The organism is Actinoplanes sp. G11-F43, from assembly GCF_050589265.1.
Classification (GTDB): Bacteria; Actinomycetota; Actinomycetes; order Mycobacteriales; family Micromonosporaceae; genus Actinoplanes.
Genome location: NZ_JBNZCE010000027.1, coordinates 76428 through 94170 on the forward strand (window position 1 = coordinate 76428; position 17743 = coordinate 94170).

At 68.7% G+C, this 17743-nt stretch carries 21 protein-coding genes; 11 read left to right on the forward strand and 10 right to left on the reverse strand.

Translation table 11 applies throughout. The features are described 5' to 3' along the window. Positions 1-66: 66 nt before the first annotated feature. A complete protein-coding gene (locus ACQ0O7_RS30545; protein WP_430787005.1) occupies positions 67-2172 on the reverse strand; it encodes a HEAT repeat domain-containing protein in 2106 nt (701 codons plus the stop codon). A gap of 95 nt (positions 2173-2267) precedes the next feature. On the opposite strand from ACQ0O7_RS30545, the gene ACQ0O7_RS30550 reads away from it, so the two are divergent. Together ACQ0O7_RS30550 and ACQ0O7_RS30555 are read left to right on the forward strand one after the other, a co-directional pair. Further along, entirely contained in the window at positions 2268-2414 is a 147-nt protein-coding gene (locus ACQ0O7_RS30550) for a hypothetical protein (RefSeq protein ID WP_430787007.1), read from the forward strand. Positions 2415-2484: 70 nt separating this feature from the next. Then, positions 2485-2730 carry a hypothetical protein gene (locus ACQ0O7_RS30555; RefSeq protein ID WP_430787009.1) on the forward strand — a complete coding sequence of 82 codons (246 nt, stop codon included), beginning with the start codon at positions 2485-2487 and terminating at the stop codon, positions 2728-2730. A gap of 157 nt (positions 2731-2887) precedes the next feature. Here ACQ0O7_RS30555 and ACQ0O7_RS30560 read toward each other — a convergent pair whose 3' ends face one another. Both ACQ0O7_RS30560 and ACQ0O7_RS30565 read right to left on the reverse strand, forming a co-directional pair. Further along, positions 2888-3268 carry a hypothetical protein gene (locus ACQ0O7_RS30560; protein WP_430787011.1) on the reverse strand — a complete coding sequence of 127 codons (381 nt, stop codon included), beginning with the start codon at positions 3266-3268 and terminating at the stop codon, positions 2888-2890. Between the two features lie 55 nt (positions 3269-3323). Then, entirely contained in the window at positions 3324-4358 is a 1035-nt protein-coding gene (locus ACQ0O7_RS30565; RefSeq protein WP_430787194.1) for a 2'-5' RNA ligase family protein, read from the reverse strand. 363 nt (positions 4359-4721) lie between these two features. Here ACQ0O7_RS30565 and ACQ0O7_RS30570 point away from each other — a divergent pair, with 363 nt between their 5' ends. Then, positions 4722-4877, forward strand: coding sequence for a hypothetical protein (locus ACQ0O7_RS30570; protein WP_430787013.1), 156 nt, complete (start codon positions 4722-4724; stop codon positions 4875-4877). A 61-nt stretch (positions 4878-4938) separates the two neighbouring features. Here ACQ0O7_RS30570 and ACQ0O7_RS30575 read toward each other — a convergent pair whose 3' ends face one another. Together ACQ0O7_RS30575 and ACQ0O7_RS30580 are read right to left on the reverse strand one after the other, a co-directional pair. Further along, complete coding sequence (locus tag ACQ0O7_RS30575; RefSeq protein WP_430787015.1) at positions 4939-5571, reverse strand: hypothetical protein; 633 nt, start codon at positions 5569-5571, stop codon at positions 4939-4941. Positions 5572-6467: 896 nt separating this feature from the next. Next, a complete protein-coding gene (locus ACQ0O7_RS30580; protein WP_430787017.1) occupies positions 6468-6734 on the reverse strand; it encodes a hypothetical protein in 267 nt (88 codons plus the stop codon). 90 nt (positions 6735-6824) lie between these two features. On the opposite strand from ACQ0O7_RS30580, the gene ACQ0O7_RS30585 reads away from it, so the two are divergent. Next, positions 6825-7505, forward strand: coding sequence for an alpha/beta fold hydrolase (locus ACQ0O7_RS30585; RefSeq protein WP_430787196.1), 681 nt, complete (start codon positions 6825-6827; stop codon positions 7503-7505). Positions 7506-7574: 69 nt separating this feature from the next. Here ACQ0O7_RS30585 and ACQ0O7_RS30590 read toward each other — a convergent pair whose 3' ends face one another. Next, positions 7575-8150 carry a recombinase family protein gene (locus ACQ0O7_RS30590; protein ID WP_430787019.1) on the reverse strand — a complete coding sequence of 192 codons (576 nt, stop codon included), beginning with the start codon at positions 8148-8150 and terminating at the stop codon, positions 7575-7577. A gap of 168 nt (positions 8151-8318) precedes the next feature. Here ACQ0O7_RS30590 and ACQ0O7_RS30595 point away from each other — a divergent pair, with 168 nt between their 5' ends. Continuing rightward, entirely contained in the window at positions 8319-10208 is a 1890-nt protein-coding gene (locus ACQ0O7_RS30595; RefSeq protein WP_430787021.1) for a HEAT repeat domain-containing protein, read from the forward strand. 73 nt (positions 10209-10281) lie between these two features. On the opposite strand, the gene ACQ0O7_RS30600 is transcribed toward ACQ0O7_RS30595, so the two are convergent. Beyond that, entirely contained in the window at positions 10282-10776 is a 495-nt protein-coding gene (locus ACQ0O7_RS30600; protein ID WP_430787023.1) for a hypothetical protein, read from the reverse strand. 335 nt (positions 10777-11111) lie between these two features. Between ACQ0O7_RS30600 and ACQ0O7_RS30605 the strand changes: the two genes are divergently transcribed. Continuing rightward, positions 11112-11309 (forward strand): hypothetical protein, encoded by a 198-nt coding sequence (locus ACQ0O7_RS30605; RefSeq protein WP_430787025.1) that lies wholly within the window; start codon positions 11112-11114, stop codon positions 11307-11309. Between the two features lie 69 nt (positions 11310-11378). Continuing rightward, positions 11379-11912: a hypothetical protein gene (locus ACQ0O7_RS30610; RefSeq protein ID WP_430787027.1), complete on the forward strand. Its 534-nt coding sequence runs from the start codon at positions 11379-11381 to the stop codon at positions 11910-11912. Positions 11913-12055: 143 nt separating this feature from the next. Here the strand turns inward: ACQ0O7_RS30610 and ACQ0O7_RS30615 are convergent, their stop codons facing one another. Next, positions 12056-12955, reverse strand: a complete 900-nt coding sequence (locus ACQ0O7_RS30615) for a DnaB-like helicase C-terminal domain-containing protein (protein WP_430787029.1) — start codon at positions 12953-12955, stop codon at positions 12056-12058. 433 nt (positions 12956-13388) lie between these two features. Between ACQ0O7_RS30615 and ACQ0O7_RS30620 the strand changes: the two genes are divergently transcribed. The 4 genes from ACQ0O7_RS30620 (at position 13389) to ACQ0O7_RS30635 (ending at position 15444) form a co-directional block, all read left to right on the forward strand. Then, positions 13389-13700: a hypothetical protein gene (locus ACQ0O7_RS30620; protein WP_430787031.1), complete on the forward strand. Its 312-nt coding sequence runs from the start codon at positions 13389-13391 to the stop codon at positions 13698-13700. Next, positions 13684-13869 (forward strand): hypothetical protein, encoded by a 186-nt coding sequence (locus ACQ0O7_RS30625; protein WP_430787033.1) that lies wholly within the window; start codon positions 13684-13686, stop codon positions 13867-13869. Before ACQ0O7_RS30620 ends, ACQ0O7_RS30625 begins: the two co-directional genes overlap by 17 nt. 293 nt (positions 13870-14162) lie before the next feature. Then, on the forward strand, positions 14163-14849 hold the full coding sequence (locus ACQ0O7_RS30630) for a hypothetical protein (protein WP_430787035.1): 687 nt from the start codon (positions 14163-14165) through the stop codon (positions 14847-14849). A 43-nt stretch (positions 14850-14892) separates the two neighbouring features. Continuing rightward, positions 14893-15444, forward strand: coding sequence for a hypothetical protein (locus ACQ0O7_RS30635; RefSeq protein WP_430787037.1), 552 nt, complete (start codon positions 14893-14895; stop codon positions 15442-15444). Between the two features lie 603 nt (positions 15445-16047). Here ACQ0O7_RS30635 and ACQ0O7_RS30640 read toward each other — a convergent pair. Both ACQ0O7_RS30640 and ACQ0O7_RS30645 read right to left on the reverse strand, forming a co-directional pair. Further along, positions 16048-17043 (reverse strand): hypothetical protein, encoded by a 996-nt coding sequence (locus ACQ0O7_RS30640; protein ID WP_430787039.1) that lies wholly within the window; start codon positions 17041-17043, stop codon positions 16048-16050. After that, positions 17040-17588 carry a hypothetical protein gene (locus ACQ0O7_RS30645; protein WP_430787041.1) on the reverse strand — a complete coding sequence of 183 codons (549 nt, stop codon included), beginning with the start codon at positions 17586-17588 and terminating at the stop codon, positions 17040-17042. The genes ACQ0O7_RS30640 and ACQ0O7_RS30645 overlap by 4 nt, the downstream gene beginning before the upstream one ends. Positions 17589-17743 lie beyond the last annotated feature (155 nt).

Below are 17743 nucleotides of genomic sequence, written 5' to 3' on the forward strand. Positions count from 1 at the left end.
CCCAAAATGACATGATGGGTTTGGGATCTGACGGAGATGTCGCGGACACCCAACAGGATCCCTCAGTCAGCGCGGCGCTGGACGGATGGCGCGCAGCGCGGCCATAGCCGACTGTCGGCAACGCTGGTCCCAGTCGACTGGATCGTTCAAACCAAACTGCCCGATCCGGCGATCGGCTTCGAGGAAGGCGGTCAACGCCGGCACTGCGGCCGCTGCCGCCGGACCCATCCGGGCAAGGTAGTCCACGACGGTGGTGTCAGCGGAGCCGAACGGATTCCACTCCCAGGACTCATCGAGGACGGCAGTGAGAATAGGCACCGTGTCGGCTGTGTTGCCGGTGGCGCTCCACAGCGCGAAAGCTGCCTGCACTCTGGTCGTCAAGTGATTGTCGGCGCTCAGCCGGGCGCGGATTGCCGGCGCGTGTGCCGCGGCGACGGGACCCAGGTCGGCGAGCAGGCGCAGAGGCTGGGATCCGTTATTTGCCAGCGAGGCGAGCTGGGCCAGCGTAGCGGCGGTGTCTTCGGCGCGTTTCCCGGTGATGCGCCAGCGTGTCCAGACCAGGATGGCCAGCAGGCCGGGTTCGGCGCCAGCGGCCAGTCGGTCGAGAAGGGGCACCGCCGCGGCGGCCGGCGGACCGATCCGAGCGAGGCAGGATACGACGGTGGTGCGATCGCTGTTCGGCACGGTCAGCAGCTCGGTCAGCAGTGCGACAGCGCCGGCTCCATGTTCGCCCCAGTGGCTGATGCCCTGGAGAAGATCACACCGGAGACGCTGCCAGCCGTTGCCCATGTCGGCCAGACGTGCTATGACAACCGGTGCGAGCCGCTCGGCGTACGGGCTCATCGCCGGTAACAGATTGCCCGGATCGGGGTTGCCATCCGGATGCCAGCGGGGCTCGGGCCAGGGATAGGCCGGCCGGCTCAGTAGGTCCGCCAGCGGCTCGACCGCGCGGGCGTCGCCCAGACGAGCCAGCGTTACGACCGTCCAGGCCCACACCTCGGGGTCCGGGTCGTCGAGCGCGACAGCGATCCGATCGGCGGCGGACGCGACGGCGGCTCCGGCCCGGACCAGGTGCCGAGCAGCGCTGCGCCGTACGGCCGGATCAGTGTCGTGCAGCCGATCCGCCAGCAAGCCGATCATCGCGTCGGTCCGCGACCGCCACTCGCTGGCCACAGCGTAGGCCGCACGCAGGGCCGATGCGCGCAGAGCTGGGTGGGGCGACACCGCCAGGAGTGCCACCAGATCCGTCTGGACATCTGGCATGTCGCCCAGGAAGGCAACGAGCCACGCGGCCAGCCCGCCACGGCGAAGGTTGTGGTTGGGCCACGGCACATCATCCATCGCTTCAGCCAGGCGAACGTCGACTACCTCGGCGAACAAGTCCAGCATCCGATCCGGCACCGGCTCGGTCGTCGCGCACAACCAGGCCAACGCGGCGGCGAACCGCACGTCAGGCAGGTTGCCCAGGTCGGCCCACAGCGCAGCCGTCCACCCCGTCACGTCCGAGTCCGCGTGCTCCACCGCCAACTGCGCGAGAGCCAGCACCAGACTGATCCGTACGGCCGGGGACGTTTCGACCGCGAGGCGCTCCCGCATCGCGGCCGTCACCTCGGGCGGTGGCATCAGCGCGCCGGCCAGGGCGTATGCCGCGTTCGCCCGGACCGGTGGAGTCGGATCGTCGAGCAGGCCGATCAGCAGCGGGGCGTCGACCGTGACCGCCTCCCGCGCCGCCTGGCAGGTCCACGCGACGGTGCGCCCGTACCCGTCGATCGTCTCGCGGTCCTGTTCGTCGACCATCTGGAACAAGGACGCGCGCATGTCCGTACCGAAGTGGTTTCGGTGTCCCACCTCGGCGGCAAGTTTTAACAGCTCGCCGCGCTGGGACGCCGCAGGGTCAGCGGCGATTCGCAGCAGGAACGGCACCGCGAGGGCTCCGGTGACGTCGCTGGTGCCCTCGGTGCGCACGATGGTCCACAGCTCGCTGAGGCTGCTGGAAGCGTGGTCGGGATTAGACAGCGCCCGCAGCAGATTGGGAACGGCGTCGGGTGCCCAGCACTCGTCAGTGAACCGCGCCCAGGGAACGGCGTCCAACTCCGGCTCGCCGGCCCCACGTAGTGCCGCCATCACCCACCGGACGTCCTGCTCTCCGCCGGGCTCACAAATCTCAATCACGCCGCGATCATGCCCTACCGGTACGACGCTTCTGTGGCTCCTCAACGTTCGCGAATGCTCTGAGCTTCACCCCGTGCAAAGGACTTCGGGCAACCGTGCACAGCACCTCAGAATCGACACTGGCCGACCGCGCCGAGGAATACAGCGTCGGCCGCTCCACCATCCACCGCGTCATCCATGGCAACCCGGCAACCAGCAGCCACGAACAGGCGGAGCCCCAAGATCATCCGAATGCCCTCTGACCAGCCTTACCGCTAGTTTTCACAAGATCGTCAGTCGAGGGCCGTCTCGTCCAGGAGAAGGAATTAGTCGGTGCGTGAGCACGTCGGCCACTGGAGCACGGTGGTCCGGCCCTGCGTGGTGCACGCTGAGCACCGCCAGGCCCGGTGGCCGCCCTGCCCGGACTGGGCGGCTGGGCAGGGGCACGGTAGCCAGCTGATCGTCACGGCCCCGCCGATGAACGGGTGCCGCTCCGGAGCGTCGCAGTGCGGTGGGATCGGCTCCTCGAAGCGGTTCGGGACGCCGTCGCGGCCGAACCGGACCGTGCTCATCATCTGACGGCAGTGCGAGCAGACGGGTATCCCGATCGCCGCCATGTGCCCGGCGACTCGGCCGTGGGTGATGCAGACCCGGTCGCCGGGCCGCAGTCGCGGGGTGAGGGCACCCCAGTCCACGGGCTGCGGGGGCCGGGCCGGGGGCCCGGGTGCTACCGGGGTCACGGTCGGGCCGGTAGCGGTGCCGCCCACATCGCCGCGGTGGTCCACCAGGCCCAGGAGTCGCCCACCCGCAGCGCTGGCACATCGCTCGGCAGGTAGCCGCCGACCCGCTGGCCCGACGTGACGTGCCGGAGCACCGCGGCGTCGACGCCGGGCATCAGCACCCGGACGGTCGCCCCGTTGACCGTGATGGTCCAGGCGAAACGGCCGTCGGCGTCGTGGTCCGGATCGCGTTGCGGTTCGCCGACCTGCGGGGTGTAGCCGAGCGCGATACCGCGTTCGGTGGCGTTGGTGTGCACGTCGGCGGCGAACGCGGCGATGTTGGCGGCGGCCACGTCCGCGGTGGCATCGGCGACGGGACCGAACGCGGGGGTGATCATGAGGTCAGAGTACGTCTGGCCGCGATGGCGGGAGCGCCCGTGCCGGGAGCGCTCCTCAGAGGGCGCCGTGCATGCCCGCGTTGTCGGCCAGGCGCTGCGCCAGGCTCATGACCGCGTCCCAGTGGCGGTCGACGACCTGGCCGGCTTCGGCGGCCAGGGTGTCCCACGGGACCTGGACGCGTTCCCGGGCGACCTCGGCCCGGGTGGAGTCCATGATCACGGCGAGGTTCTGCGGGTCGTCCTGCCCCAGGTGCTCCAGATACCGGGTGGCGGCGGTGATGGCCGCCAGCACGCTCAGCGCCTGGACGTCCGCGTCGAGAGTGCCGGCGTAGCGGATCTCGGCGAAGGCCCCCTCGGCTCCGGGGCGGATCGCCGTGATGGGCTGGCCCCGGTGGCGCGCGGCGACCGCGCGACCGGCCAGCGACACCAGCTGAAGGCCGGTGGCCAGCTCAGCGGATCCCACCGGGTGCCGGACATCGGCGGGGAAGCGGGGCGGCGTTGCCGCGGGGGTGGTGACCAGCGCGGTGCCGGTGCCGAGCCGGATCGCTGCGAGATGTCTCCAGGTGATCTCTCGGATGGTGCCGGTGGTCGCGGTGACGTCGACCAGGTGGATCGTGTCGACGTGCAGCGTGGCGTGGCCGGGCCGGACCCGGCGCAGCAGCCGCTGGAGCTGGTCGGAGTCGCCCTCGGCATGGGCGTAGCCGATGCTCAGATGCGGCGGCTGGTACGGGTAGCGGGCGGCAGCGGGCCCGAGGACCCTGTGGATGCCGTCGTGCACGGCCGCGTACAGCTCGGCCAGATCGTCGTCGGGGTGCACATCGGCGATCACCCCGGAGTGGTAGGACAGCAGCGAGCCGATCTGCACCTCGAACGGGGCCAGCCCGGCGGCGCGCCGCTGTAGCTCGGTGATGAGCGCGGTCTGCTGCGCAGGCGAGATGTCCGCCCCCGGCGGGTCGGTGACCTGGTCGATCGTCAGATGCAGCCATCGCCGCGCCACCGGGCTGACCGCGAAGCCGGCGGCCGCGCCCTGGCCGGCGTCGACCAGCCGGACCACCTCGGCGTCCCGATCGGGATCCACCAGCACATACACATGCAGCAACGACGTACCAGCCGGCCATCGGCCATCGGCCTGATGAAACACGACGGGCTTCACAGCGCCTCCCCGAGGTCGTCCGGTGTCCAGCACATGCTGTCAGCCGCCCGCCCGAAGCTTCTGCGTCCGGTGGGCGCCTCCCAGGACATCGACCTGGCGCGCAGGCTCCCGCCGTCCTGATCGGTGTGCTGCTCTCGGCTACGAGCCGCTGCCGGGGCGTCTGTCTAGTTGATGTTTCTGGCTGGGGGTGCGTCAGGGTGACTTCAGATGGCTTAGGCGGTTATGGTGCTAGAGCTATAGACAACGATCGAGTCATGCCCAAGGGCTGACGTTATCGAAGGAAAAAGGGGCAACATAGCGATGAGTTTAGATTTTATTTTCAGTGAATCGGGCTGGGGGCTGGGCCATATCATCGGCACCTACTTCGTGCCGGCCCTACTGGTGAGCGTTGCTTTTTACGGCGTAGCCGACGTGATCCGGCGTCGCCGTGTCCGTAAAGAAAAAAAAATCGGCTGACGGCCCGGGTGCGGCGATTGCAGAGCCGTCAGAGTCGTCAGCCGATTTGGTCTATCAGGGCCTATGATGCCAAGATGTTATGGCACTGCCGCGCTCGCTCGGCGCCGTTGATGACGAGGATTGCGCATGCGTAGCCGGTCCGGAAATTCAGATTCTGGTTGAACGTATAGCTGGTGTTGTAGTCACACCGAGAAGTCAATGGCGACGTGTAGGTCGAGTAGTTCTGATTCGACGTACTGTAGTAGCGGATCCGGAACTGGTAGTTGCAGAACCCGCCCCACCAGTAGCCCGGGCCGATGCAGTCGGTACCGACGATGTGCCTCTGCACGTAGTTGCCGGAGCCGTGGATAGCGTGGTTGAACAGGCAGCCTGCGGGGACGGAGATGGTTGCGCCGCCCCAGGAGTAGCTGAAGGTGTGCACCGGGGCGGTCCCGAAGGCGCTCATGATCGATACGACCGGATCCGCAGTCGCCGACGGGGTCGGCGATCGTGGGATAGAGGCCGACGCACTGGATGTAGGCACCATGGCCGCCATTGCCACGGCCAATGCGACGATCATTGCCTTGAAGGCATGCTTCATTGACGTACCCTCCATCAAGGAAGAACGGTAGAGGGGCCGCGAAAGAAAGATCTTTCCGGTTTTGATACAAAAAAGGGCCCCCGTGCCGACCAGCGTACCCAGCATGATTGTCATCTGTCTATGTCTTGGCTCGGGTGAAAGAGATTGCTCATTAAAAATAAACAAAGTTGTTAACGTTCGACACATTACCTCTGATTTTTGTTGGCCCAAGCCGTAGCTTCGAGCCCGAAGTTAAACAAAAATGCTGATTATTTCAGCGGCGACTCGGCGTGCGACCGCCCTGCTCAGCGTATTGGTGCTGACCAGCGCTGCCTTTGGTGCTGGCCCGCTGCTACGGGGATTTATGAACGGCATAGTGAGCGCCTCAGCTTGTCCCTTAAGGGTCGCCGTAGCTCCCAGGTATTAGATCAACACTAGGCAGTTGATCTAATACTCCAGCAGGAGATCTGTTCTACGGCTCTTTGAGGGCTTGTCGGGCGTAGTGGCTGGTTCTCGCGGTGCGGCTTGATGCCGTCGGCGAAATAGGGACCAGGCGATGACGTCGGCGATGCGGCGGCGGGTTCGATGACCAGCGCGTGGAAGACTCGGCGGAGTTCATTGACGGTGCACCTGGCCAGCGGGGCCGTCTGAGCTGCGGGTAGGCCGGGCCGGGGCCACGCGTGATCAGCCGGGCGGCTCGGGCTGGTTGAGGATGTCCACCGACGCGACCGGCATCACGATCGAGGTCACGGGGGCCGACGGCGACGGCGACATCATCACCCGGATCGACGGCCACATGCCGGTTCGTGCCCACCTTCACGTCTTGGCCGGGTTGCTCTCCGCGGCCGCCAACGCGGATCCTTCCCGTCCCCAGCGGAATACCCCGGCGAACCACGGCGGCACCTGGACAGACAGGGAGATCGCCTGGCTCCGGCAGTTACACGAGCGCACAGCGACTCAGGCCGCTACGCGATCCGGACACCGACGTGGGCTGATGCCAGCATGCCGCTGGATCTTGCCCGCGCCACAAACTACGCCGACTGGGCGAGAGCGGAACGGCCAGCGACCCAAGCATCGGCGTCATCAGCCAGCGCGAGTTGCAGGCAGCGAGCCTGATGCAGGGCAAGAGCCGGCACCGCCTTGGGGTCGAACCAGCCGACGTCGACGGACTCGTCATCGTTGACCCGGGCGTCGCCACCGACGACCCGGCACCGCAATCCGATGGCCAGCCAATACACCTGGTCACCATTGGGCGCCACGGACAAGTCCAGCGCCTCGACGGACAGCAGCCGCTCCACCGCCAGGGTTCGGCTCCTCCGCTACTGCTTCCCGAGTTCGTCAGCGTCGCGGTAGTTGGCTACGGTGACCGCGTGTTCGAATCGATGAATGTGGGCGATGTCAGCATTCGCTATCGGGTAGCCGGGGATCCGGGCGGGCAACCTGTGGTGTTGTTGCACGGGCTGGGTGACAGCGGGCCTGACTGGAACCCTGTGCTGAACGGGCTGGCCGCCGCGTTCCGCGTCTTCGTGCTGGATCTGCGCGGGCACGGGGACAGCGACCGTCCTGGTGACTACTCGTTCGAACTGATGCGCGACGACGTTCTCGGCTTCTTAGATGCGGTGCCGCTGGAGCGGGTTGCGCTGGTCGGGCATTCCATGGGGGCTGTTGTTGCGGTGCTGGTGGCGCAGGCGGCCCCAGATCGGGTCACGCATCTGGTGCTGGAGGACGCGACAGTGCCGCGGCCCGGAGATCTGCACCGGCCGCCGCTGGCCGCACCGGACGAGCCGACGCCGTTCGACTTCGCAGTGATCAACGCGATCCGTGCTCAGCTGACCGATCCGGATCCGTCCTGGTGGGAGGGCACGGACGCGGTCAAGACCCCGACGCTCATCGTCGACGGGGCCAGCAGCCACGACCGGCAGGCGTTTCTGGCGCAGTCGGCAGCCCGGATGCCGGACGCCCGGCTGGTCACGATCACCGCCGGTCATTATGTGCACCGGGATCAGCCAGCCGGCTTCCTGGACGCAGTCGTACCGTTCCTGCGGCAGCGCAGCGCTGCATCACGCTGAGGACCCGAGGTCCGGAACTCCGAAGCCCCGGCAAAGGGCAAAGTAGGTGATCTTGACTCCGGATGCTGGTCAGGTGGTGGTATCCGGGGTGGTTTTGATGTTGCGGTAGATGGTCATGGGAGTGACGCCGCATGAAGCCGCGATTTCGGCCATGGTGAACTGCTTCGAGTCGTACATGCGCTGCGCCTTGTTGATCAGGGCGGGAGTCATCTTGGGTTTGCGGCCGCCGGCCCGGCCCCGCGCTCGGGCCGCAGTCAGGCCAGCGAGGGTGCGCTCTTTGATGAGGGCCGCCTCGTATTCGGCCAGGAGCGCGAACATGCCGAAGACGAGCTTGCCGTGGGCGGTGGTGGTGTCGACGATGCCGTTGGTCAGCGACTTGACCCCGACGCCGCGTTCTTCGAGCGCGGCGACGATGTCGACCAGGTCGCGCAGGTTGCGGCCGAGCCGGTCGATCTTCCAGATGATGAGGGTGTCGCCAGGGCGAAGGTCACCCAGACATGCCTGCCATTGAGGACGCTCGGCCTTAGTTCCGGTGGCGACGTCCTTGTAGATCTTTAGGCAGCCCTCGGCGGCGAGCGTATCGAGTTGCAGCTGCGGATCTTGGTCGGCGGTGCTGACTCGGGCGTATCCGATCTTGTGTCCCACCGACCGACTCTATCGAAATTCGTCTGCTGGGCGAAGTTACGGTGTCTTGTTTTCGATGTGGGTTTCGGTAGACTGCTGCGCTGCGACGACCCCTGGGGCGGTCGGCCCAGCAGGGGTCTATCGCAAACGAACGTTTCTGCGAGAGCCCCGTCGCACGAAGCACTGATCATGTCCGACATGCTGCGCTGCGAATACTTGCCCGCATTGCATCCGGGAACGGTCGTAAGCGAAGATCAGGTTCATGACTTACCGGAAAGGCGCCTCGCGCCTCGCAGAGTGAACGGCCCGGCGGCGACAGGATCGCCTACCAACTGGGAATGGCTGGAGACCGGCGTCGCCTCGGGCGACGTCTTGAAATCCAGCAGTGATGCCCGGCAACACATCTCCTACTTCGTCCGGGCTGACCGGGACGGGCTGATGACCCGTCGCCTGCTGACCTTCACGACCAACGAGAACGTGTCGGCGCGCCGAACGATCTTCGAGCTGCTGAACCAGTTATGCGACCAGGCCTCCTCCGGCTGGCCGCTGCTCGCGGACACCGCCGAGCCGGCCCTGCCCGACGCGGACATCGTGGTGCGGCGCTCCGCGGCGACGTTACTGGCGAACACCGCCGAACCCGAGCGGGCCTTGGCCGCGTTGAATGCCTCGACCGATGCGACCGTCCGGGTCGCCCTCGTGAGTGCCATGCCCTGGCACAAGATTCCGCGACGGCGAGCCATTCTGCGACACCTGCAGTCGGATCCCGTTCCGGCCGTCCGGCTACTGGCCAACATCGCCGTGTTCGACGAAGACGATCCGGCGGCCTGGCCGGCGCTGGACGCTGCGATCCGCACCGATCTGCAGGCCTCCGCCGGCGTTCTCGACGCGCCGGGCTTCCGGCCTGTGAAGACAGCAGGTCAGCGCTGGGCCCGGGCGCTGGTCAGCCTCGACCGAGAGAACACCTGCTGCTCCTGGGCGCGGCGGCTGGCGAACCCGACTGAGAGTCCACAGGTCAGGCTCGAAGGCGTACAGATGGCTGTCACCGCGATGCATGCGTGGCGGGCAGCCCCTGGCCGGATAACTCCGATGCTGACTGGCCTACTGAAGGATGGCCCTCCCGAGATCCGATCGGTGGCGCTGCACGCGGTGGCGGCGTCGTTGACCGCATCACGGCTGGCCGCCAACAATCTTGCGGAGCTGATGGACGACCCCGAGGTCGGTTCGCTGGCAGCAACCGCGCTGGGTTGCGTCGGCGACCACCGAGCGGTGCCATATCTGGTACAGCTGATGCGCAACGACAGCCGCGAGCCTCGCTTGGCCGAAGCGTTCCGAGCGGTCGCCCATGCCGGTGCCGATCCAGACACGCCAGTAGCCGCCGCCCGGCAGATCTTGGCTGCGCTTCCGGCCTCCTGCGCGCCGGAACTGCCGATGCGAGTGCTCGCCGCGTTCGGCCCGGCCGCGGCAACCGCGGTGCCGGAACTCATCGCCAGACTCCAAGGCGCCGAGAACGACACCCCGGACCTGACCTTCTACGCCTTGCGACAGATCGGCCCAGGTGCCGCCGCAGCAGCCTCCGAGCTGCGGCAGTACCCGACACAAGACGCAACGCTCGCCCTTCTCCACGTCACAGCAGACCGTGAGGTGGCCGAACGGTATCTCGCCGAGCTACCGGAAGAACCTCGTCGAGGGCGTTTCGCATCACGCCTACTGACTTGGCTCGCCCAGAACGGCGGGCTCACCGTCCGCCAGCGCAAGCAGCTGCGGAGCCTGTTCCGGGTTGCGGGCTTTGAGGAAGTGGAATCGGCAGGCGCGCTATGGCTCCAGGACGGTCCCGCAATAGCGCCTGAACTACTGAAGGCCTTGCCGAAGTACCTGGCCGACGACCTGTACGCGCCCCAGGCGCTGCGCGTCCTCGCACTGATGGGGCCGCATGCGCGGCCGATACTTCCCTACCTGGATCGGTTCTTGGCCTCGCGGCAGCGGGTGGACCTCACCCTCGGCGACCTCGACGCCGATATGCGTGCGGACGAGATGCTGCTCGCCGCTATAAGCGCCACCCGCGAGCAGATCACCAGGTGAATCGGGTCGTCCGGGACTCACAGGCTGCCACTGCACGTCAACGAAGCCCATGGCGCGATCTGAGCCCGGGAGCTCAGGCCCGCCATGGGCCGGCGAGGAACACCACGCGGTCCTGCGTGACCTCGTAGGCGAGCATCGGCGGGTAGGCGTCGTAGCAGCCCTCCGCGTACATTCCCACCCGCTTGCCCAGCCGCTGTCCCAAGCGACGCAGGATTCCGCAGAAGTCGTCCAGACGCTCCTGCCCCTGCAACTCGTGCAGGCTGACGTCACCGACGATCACCTCCGGAGTCCACACCCTCAAGATCAGCTCAATGTCCGGCTGGGGCCACACCCACAGCGACCGTAGCCAGCCCTCCGGATTGGGCACGAAGAGATCAGCGGCCGAGGCCGGGACACCGACACGCTCATCGCCGATCTCGTACTCCGCGCGCCAGCCATCCGTCCGGATCATCGTGAGCAACGCTTGCCAGTCGTCCAGCGTCGTGTCTGCAATGGCAATGTCCGGCGCGCTGCCGTTCCCCACAGGATCGAACCAATCCTGGACCTCGTCCCACTCGATCTCGCGCACCACAGGAGTAGATCACCCAGCACCACGAGCGGCATCGAGGCTGTGCCCGCTCGACCGACTTCAAGATCATCTTTAGCGCCAGTTTTCGTTCCGATGTTCCTCAAGGGCCGCGTCCGGTGGACGTCGTGATGATCTGCTGCATGCGTATCCGTGTCTTCCCTGGTGAAGTCGGCTTCGCGGCGCTTGCGGAGGGCTTGCGCAGTAGTGCCGCCGTGCGATCACCGTACCCAGAAAACCTTTACAAGTACATAGGTTTGATCTATGCTTATCCTTGACAAGTCCAAAGGCAAGGGGACATGATGGCATCTGGTAGGAAGCTGCAGAGCGCGAAGGATTTGCGTCTGCTGCTCGACGCCTGCGAAGACCAAGGCTTCACGGTTCGCCGAACCAGCCGCGGCCACTGGATGATCAAGGACGAGAGCAACCGGCCGGTTGCCACGTTCTCCGGAACGCCCAGCGATTCCCGTGCCTGGGCCAACGGGCTCGCGGCCATGCTGCGGGCCGGGCTGATCTGGCCGCCGCCGGGTCGGTAGAACGGGGAGGGCGGGATCGGCCGGGCCGGTCCCGCCCCCGAGCGTCATACGAGGAGAGGCAGTACCCGCATGGCAACCGCACCCTGGAGCGTCCGGGTCGAGCTGGCCGTGGCCGGCGAGGTGAGCGACGACGTCGTCGACGAGCTCGCCGACCGGCTGGCCGACTTTGCCCCCGCGGTGTCTGTGGAGGATGACGCTCGCGTCGCCCTGCACCTCACCGTCGGCGCCGGCACCATGCGTGCCGCGTTCACCCGGGCCGAGAAGGCCGTCGCCGACGCCGCCGCCGGCCTGATGGAGGCCGAGCCGGTCGCGATCGAGGTCATGACTCAGCAGGAGTTCGACCTGCGCCTGCTGCGCCCGCGCGTACCGGAGTTGTGGGGCGTCACCGAGGCCGCGGAGTTCCTCGGGGTCAGTCCGGCGCGCATCGACCAGCTCGTCAAGGAACAGCCCGAGAAGCTGCCGATGGTCGCCAAGCTCGCCGGCAGGCAGGGCGCCCGCATCTGGCTCGCCGGCACCTGGCGCCGCTTCGCGGCCGGCTGGGAACGCAAGCGCGGCCGGCCCGCCAAGGCGGCCGCCGCGCCGCCGGCGGAGCACGTCGGCTGACCGACCGCGGGCTCCGGCCCGCCACACCCCGATGGGGCCTTCGACCTTGCCCGAAGGCCCCATCTTCGTGTCCGGGGGTTCCTCACCCCACACCGAACCGGAGCGCCCGGCTCGGTGAGCCCGGGCGTCCGTCGATCGCCGGTCTAGCGCCGCGCGGCGCCGGCGGCGCCGGGATCCGAGGCGAACCGGCCGACCGCGAAGTGGGCCACGACCGGGATCCGGCCGGTCGGGTCGGCCTGGTTCTTCACCAACTCCATCTCGGCCAGCGTCCAGGTGGAGTGGCGCGAGTCCCGGCCAGTGGTATGCAGCAGGATCACCTGATCGGCGTGGGTGACGAAGCCCTCCAGATCGGGAGCGGTCGTCACGTCGGTCACCGACAGCACCGGCTGCGACACGCAGATCGTGATGTCGAGCGCGACCGCCAACTCCTTGAGCCGCCGGGCCAGCCGGTCGAGATGGGCGCCGTAGTCGTCCTCGTCGCGGTCCAGGTCGAGCAGGCGGACCCCGTCGATGATCAGCAGCCGCGGGCGGTGCGGCGAGACCTGGACCGCGCGCTTGACCGCGTCGGTGGAGGTCAGGTCGACCTCGATGAACAGCGGGGTGCGGGCCATCACCTGCAGGGCCGGGCGAAGCCGCTCGAGGACGTCCTCGGAGCCCTTGCGCAGCTGATCCAGCTCCACCTGCGCCACGCCGGCGAGCAGCCGTTCCCCGACGACTCGGGTGTCGGACTCCATCTCCACCCACAGCGTCGAGACGTTCTGTCGCACGGCCACCTGGTCCGCGACGGTGGCCAGCGCGACGCTGAGCCCCGACATCGACGGGCCGGCGAACGTGACGAGCTGGCCGGGGCGCAAGCCTCCGGTGAGAGCGTCGAGGGCCGCGAGGCCGCTCGTCATCGGCGCCGCGGCCCGGACCGGGAGGCCGGTGGCGTCCGCTTCCGGAGAGGGGGCCGGTGCCGCACCCGCGCGGATCTGGCGGAGGGCGGCGGCATACGGGATGCCCAGCTGGTCGGCGAGGTTCTTGGCAGCGTAGTCCCTGCTCACGGCTGATCCTGTTCCCCGATGGTCCCCACGCGATCACCGGTGTCATGGACGGTGCCGGAGCCGCTACGACTGCGTGACGATCGCCTTGTCCCTCGGTGTCGCATCGCCGGGCGTGGGCTGGCAACGACAGGAGAAGCCGGCAGCGCAGGCCACCGTAGACCTGAGGATACCGGCTCCCGGCCGGTCCTTCACCGCACGGCCGGAGGCGGCGGTGACCGGAGCGGATTGCCGGGCTGCTGGATCCCACGGTGGACAGGTGCGAGCTCCGTTGAGCTCGGCTGTGGACCAGGCCTCGGCGTCGACCGCGCCGACCGGACTGAACAGCGAGAGCCGTCCCGCGCTGCTCGATCCGATCTCCAAAAACCTTGTTACTTGCATAGGTTTTGCGGGATAATGGGAGCAGGAAACAAGCGCCTGCCGAAAGGAGCGGCCCGTGTCGCATCCCGGTGATGACCTCGGCACCGAGGCGATGGGTGCCCCGTCAGCCGCGGCCACCATCACCATCAGCCTGACGATCGAGAACACCTACGAGGACGGCGACACGATCGACACCCACGTGACCGACGCCGTCATCCCCGCCCCGCCGTCACCGGACGACGAGAACGCCCACAGCGCCTGGCTCTACGAACACATCTTCGCGTTCACCGGCACCGGCCGCACCGAAGGCGACGCCTGGTACGACGTGACGGTCACCGCCTGCAGCGACCCCACCCTGGTCGGGCAGACCTATGAGTTCGGTTACTGAACCGCCCCGCCCTGCCCACGCCGCCGACCTGGACGCCGATCCCGGCGACGTCTGCGGCTTCGCGGAAGACGGCACGGTGTGCGGAGCCCGCCTCGACGACGGGGAGGGCTACGACGGCTACTGCGGCCCGCACGCCGACCAGCTGGAAGCCCGCGGCCACTGGGGCTGATCACCCAGCCGCGCGACCCGGCATTCGACCCCTTCATGCCCGCGGGGCTCCTCGGGCTTGGCCGCACCGAGGAGCCCCGCGTCTCCGCGCCGCCGTCCGCGGCGAGTCCACAATCCGTGTCCGAGATCGACGGCCATTACGCCGGTATGCTGCGCCAGGTACCGCGAGGCAGAGGGGGAACAGCAATGTGGGAAGGCGCCGGCTCCGTCGACAATCCACCCCCCACCAGCGACTGTCAGACCTGCTTCACCCCGAACACGAAATGGGGAACGTTCCGGACACCCCGTGGCCGGGTGTGGCAGTGCCAGCACTGCCTGACCCCCGCCGAACCGGAGAACCTCGCGTTCGACCCGCGCCAGGCACCCTCGGGACTCGAGCAGGGCATGGCCGCGATCGCCGTGCTGCAGCAGCTCGTCGTCGGCCTGCGCCACAGCCAGGAAGGCCCGCTCGATCCCGCCGACCTCTACGAGATCTGCCGGCCCTACTTCAACGGCGGCTGGTGCGTCCGCGACGTGATCCACGCCCTGAACCAGATGCCGGACACCACCCCGCACCCCGACACCGGCTGGAACGACCGGCTACCCCGCAAGCAACTGCTCTACCGGGTGCAGCGCCGGCTACGCCAGTGGCGGTGGGTCGACCGCGACGAGCTGGACGACATCATGCCGGGAGGCTGGAGCGAGATGCGCCACGCCATGACCGTCGTCAGCCAACGGCAGCAGCACCACGCGGCCGAACGTGCCCACCAGTGGACCGACCAGCGCAGAGCCGCCTACTACGCGCGGGGCGGGGAAGGCCGGCGCGCAGCCCTCGAGGTGGCGTCCGCCGCCGCGAACCAGGCCCGCCTGCGCCGGGCGGAAGCCGAACGGCTGGAACGGGCCGCCACCGCCCAGGCCGCCCGGGAGGCGGTGCAGCAACGCGAGGACCTCTTCACGCAACTTCACGAGATCGGCCGCCGGACGTCCACCGAACCGTGGTGACACGCCGATCCGAACGGTGTGGACAGTTGCTTAAGGTATCGGCATGAGCACCGTGAGGTCCTTTCCCGACCTGATCGCCGACCGAGCCGCCGCGGCCGCCGCTCCCGGCACCGATCCGCAAGCCATCCGTGCCGCAGTGCTGGCGGCTTTCGGCTGCTCCTGCCCCACGGCGATCGCCGGCGCCCCGGTGCCGCACCAGCGAGCCGGGGAGCAGCCATGCCTGGTCCACAGCAGCCGCATCCCGCGGCGCCGGCCTACCCCCGGCACGACCCTGCCGTCCCAAATCGAGGACTGGGAGAACGACCCCTACCGCGACCACAGCGAGGCCGAACGACGCGAGGACGTCCAGGCCACCCTGCGTGACGCCGCCGAGCTGGGCCGGGGTCTTCTCCACCATGATCTCGACGAGACCGCCCGGCGGGCGCCTCTGGCGCGCGAACGCCTGGCGCAGTCCCTCCAGCACGCCGCCGAGAACGGCGGGCTCACCGAGGACGAGCTGCGGGCGGCCGAGGACGGCTACAGCGCCCTCACCTACGGTCTCCGGCTGCTCTACTTCGCCAGCAACCACGTCGGCGACAGCACAGGCGGCAGGTAGCCACCGGCATCGACCACTACCGCGACCACCCGGATCCGCACCCCGACCACGGCCCGTCGATGGGCCTATAGCCCACCGGGCCGGTTCTCGCCGCGGCCCCTGCCGGACAGGGGTGGTCCGGCAACACCAGCCCTCGCCGCCGGTGCCGCCCGCCAACCGCACCAGGCGGCCCGGCGGACTCGCCGAGGTGCCTGCGTTCCCATCGCTGCGGGGACCGATTGATCCGACAACGTCATACCACTGAAAGTGGGCCGTGAGCTGGGTAAACGGCCGTTGCCGTAGATGGCAAGCGGGGTGGTCGGCGGGCACCCTCCACCGGGCGGTATCACCGAGGCGTGCCCGGCGCCGCCCGGACCCGCCGCACCGGGCTTTGCACCCTCTGCGGCCCGGGCCGGGAAAGGCGAACCGCCGCGCATACGAGGATCCAAACACTCCTAAAAAGGAAGAGGAGAAACCACCGGGTGCCGGCTTCCGGTGAAGCCGGCACCCGGTCGCGCCCGGACAGCGTTGGGGGTCAGATGATCAGCGGTGCGATCATCGGCCTCCGGCCTCTCCCGGTCACGAGGTCAGCACCGTGAACGAGGGCCCGGTGCTGCGTACGGCTCACCGGCGACGTGGCCCCAGCGGCCACCGGCGCCGGGCCTGCAGCTGCTCGTCGAGTTCGGTGCGCCAGGCCTCGCGGCGGGGGTCGTCGTGGGTGCCGGGGCCGAGGGCGACGGTGGGATCGGTGACCTCGTAGGTGACCCGGTAGGCCAGCAGCGCGGTGGCCAGCTTCATCCAGGCGTCGACGTCCTCGGCGACGGGCTGGTGGCCCAGGGCGAAGACGAGCCAGGTGGGCAGCGGTGCCCCGTCGGCGACGGCGGTGTCGAGCCGGGCCCGTAGCCGGGCGGCCAGCTGGGCCCGGGCGGAGGTGCCGGTCATTACCTGCGGGCCGTGGACCTCCCGGTGCTCGTCGTCCTGCTCGAGCTTGCGGCGGGCCTCGGCGGCGTCCTTACGCAGCCGCGGCAGCTGCTGCTGGGTGCCCTCGATCGTCGCGACAGCCGTCCGGAAAGACGCCGCGGCGCTGGCGTGCTCAGGGGTACCCATCGCGGTGGCGGCGAGCGTGGCGCTCTGCTGCAGGGCCAGCTCGGTGTTCTGCGCGATCCGCTTGAGGGCGTTGTCCAGCCCGGTGATCTCCCGCTGCTCGGCGGCCCGCTGGGCCGGGGTCAGCAGCACCGACTCCGACTCGTTGCCCCGGCGGGCCCGGGCGGCCAGCTGCCGCAGCGTGTCGTCGGCATCGTCCAGCGGCGCCGGCCTGAGATCGTGTTCGGCCCGTAGCCGGCGTTCCATCCAGCCCACCGAGGAGGCCAGGTCCCGCACCGTCGCCGCGATCGCCTCCAGGTCGTCGCGGACAGCGGTCCGGAGTTCGTCCTGATCTTCGCGGACCTGTTCCAGTCCGGTGTCCAGTTCGTCGGCGTGGTCGTCGACGTCGCGGATACGGCTGGACAGCCGCCGCTGCTCGGTCTGCAGGTCGTCGACGTCGTCGGCGAGCGAGGACACCTTCTGCTGCAGCCGTTTGAGTGCCGTCGCGGTGTCGGCGCTGTTGGTCGGGTCGCTCACCGGGTCACCTCCGCGTCGTCGTCGGGAGCGGCGGCCCAGAGCGCGAACGCGGCGATCAGGCCGACGACGACACCGGCGAGCGCCCAGGCGGTCAGGAACCCGGCGACCACGGTCACGATGAGCCCGGATGTCAGCGCCAGCACGACGAGAGCACCGGCGCGCAGCCGATGCCCGCTGACCGGGGACCGCTGCTCCGCCGCCGTCAGCCCGCCCGCCAGGATCGCCGTGGGGATCACCGCGATCAGGTACCACCAGCTGGCCCGGTGGGTCGCCATCAGCAGCGCCGAGGCGATCAGCCCCAGCGCGGCCAGCCCCCCGGCGACGTACACGATCGCGCTGGAGACCTTGCGCAGCCGGGCATCACGCCGCCGCGGCACCTTGTCCTCGAAGTCCAGCAGCCGGTCGGTCGCCGCGAACACCGTCAGCACCTGCTCGGCCCGGTCCGGGCTGCCCTTGCCGAGCCCGGCCAGCGCGGTGTGCGCCTGCTGGAGTTCCTCCTGCAGGCGCCGCACCTCGGCCGCGTCAGCCTCATCCGCCTTCCCCATCCGCGCCCACTTTCCGTGATCGATCGACTACGAAGCGACGGATGTCACTGTATGGCGAAGTGGGCGCGCAGACGGGGACCGTGGGGCGTGTGGCGTCCCGGATCCACAGGGCGGGATCGGGCCGGAACGGGCGGTGGGCCCCTTCTCCGAACCGG

Coding starts and splice junctions, on each gene's coding strand:
- ACQ0O7_RS30560 (WP_430787011.1), bottom strand. CDS start 3,268: ATGATCACCCCCGCGTTCGGTCCCGTCGCCGATGCCACCGCGGACGTG.
- ACQ0O7_RS30570 (WP_430787013.1), top strand. CDS start 4,722: ATGAGTTTAGATTTTATTTTCAGTGAATCGGGCTGGGGGCTGGGCCAT.
- ACQ0O7_RS30575 (WP_430787015.1), bottom strand. CDS start 5,571: ATGACAATCATGCTGGGTACGCTGGTCGGCACGGGGGCCCTTTTTTGT.
- ACQ0O7_RS30595 (WP_430787021.1), top strand. CDS start 8,319: ATGTCCGACATGCTGCGCTGCGAATACTTGCCCGCATTGCATCCGGGA.
- ACQ0O7_RS30610 (WP_430787027.1), top strand. CDS start 11,379: ATGGCAACCGCACCCTGGAGCGTCCGGGTCGAGCTGGCCGTGGCCGGC.
- ACQ0O7_RS30625 (WP_430787033.1), top strand. CDS start 13,684: ATGAGTTCGGTTACTGAACCGCCCCGCCCTGCCCACGCCGCCGACCTG.
- ACQ0O7_RS30635 (WP_430787037.1), top strand. CDS start 14,893: ATGAGCACCGTGAGGTCCTTTCCCGACCTGATCGCCGACCGAGCCGCC.
- ACQ0O7_RS30645 (WP_430787041.1), bottom strand. CDS start 17,588: ATGGGGAAGGCGGATGAGGCTGACGCGGCCGAGGTGCGGCGCCTGCAG.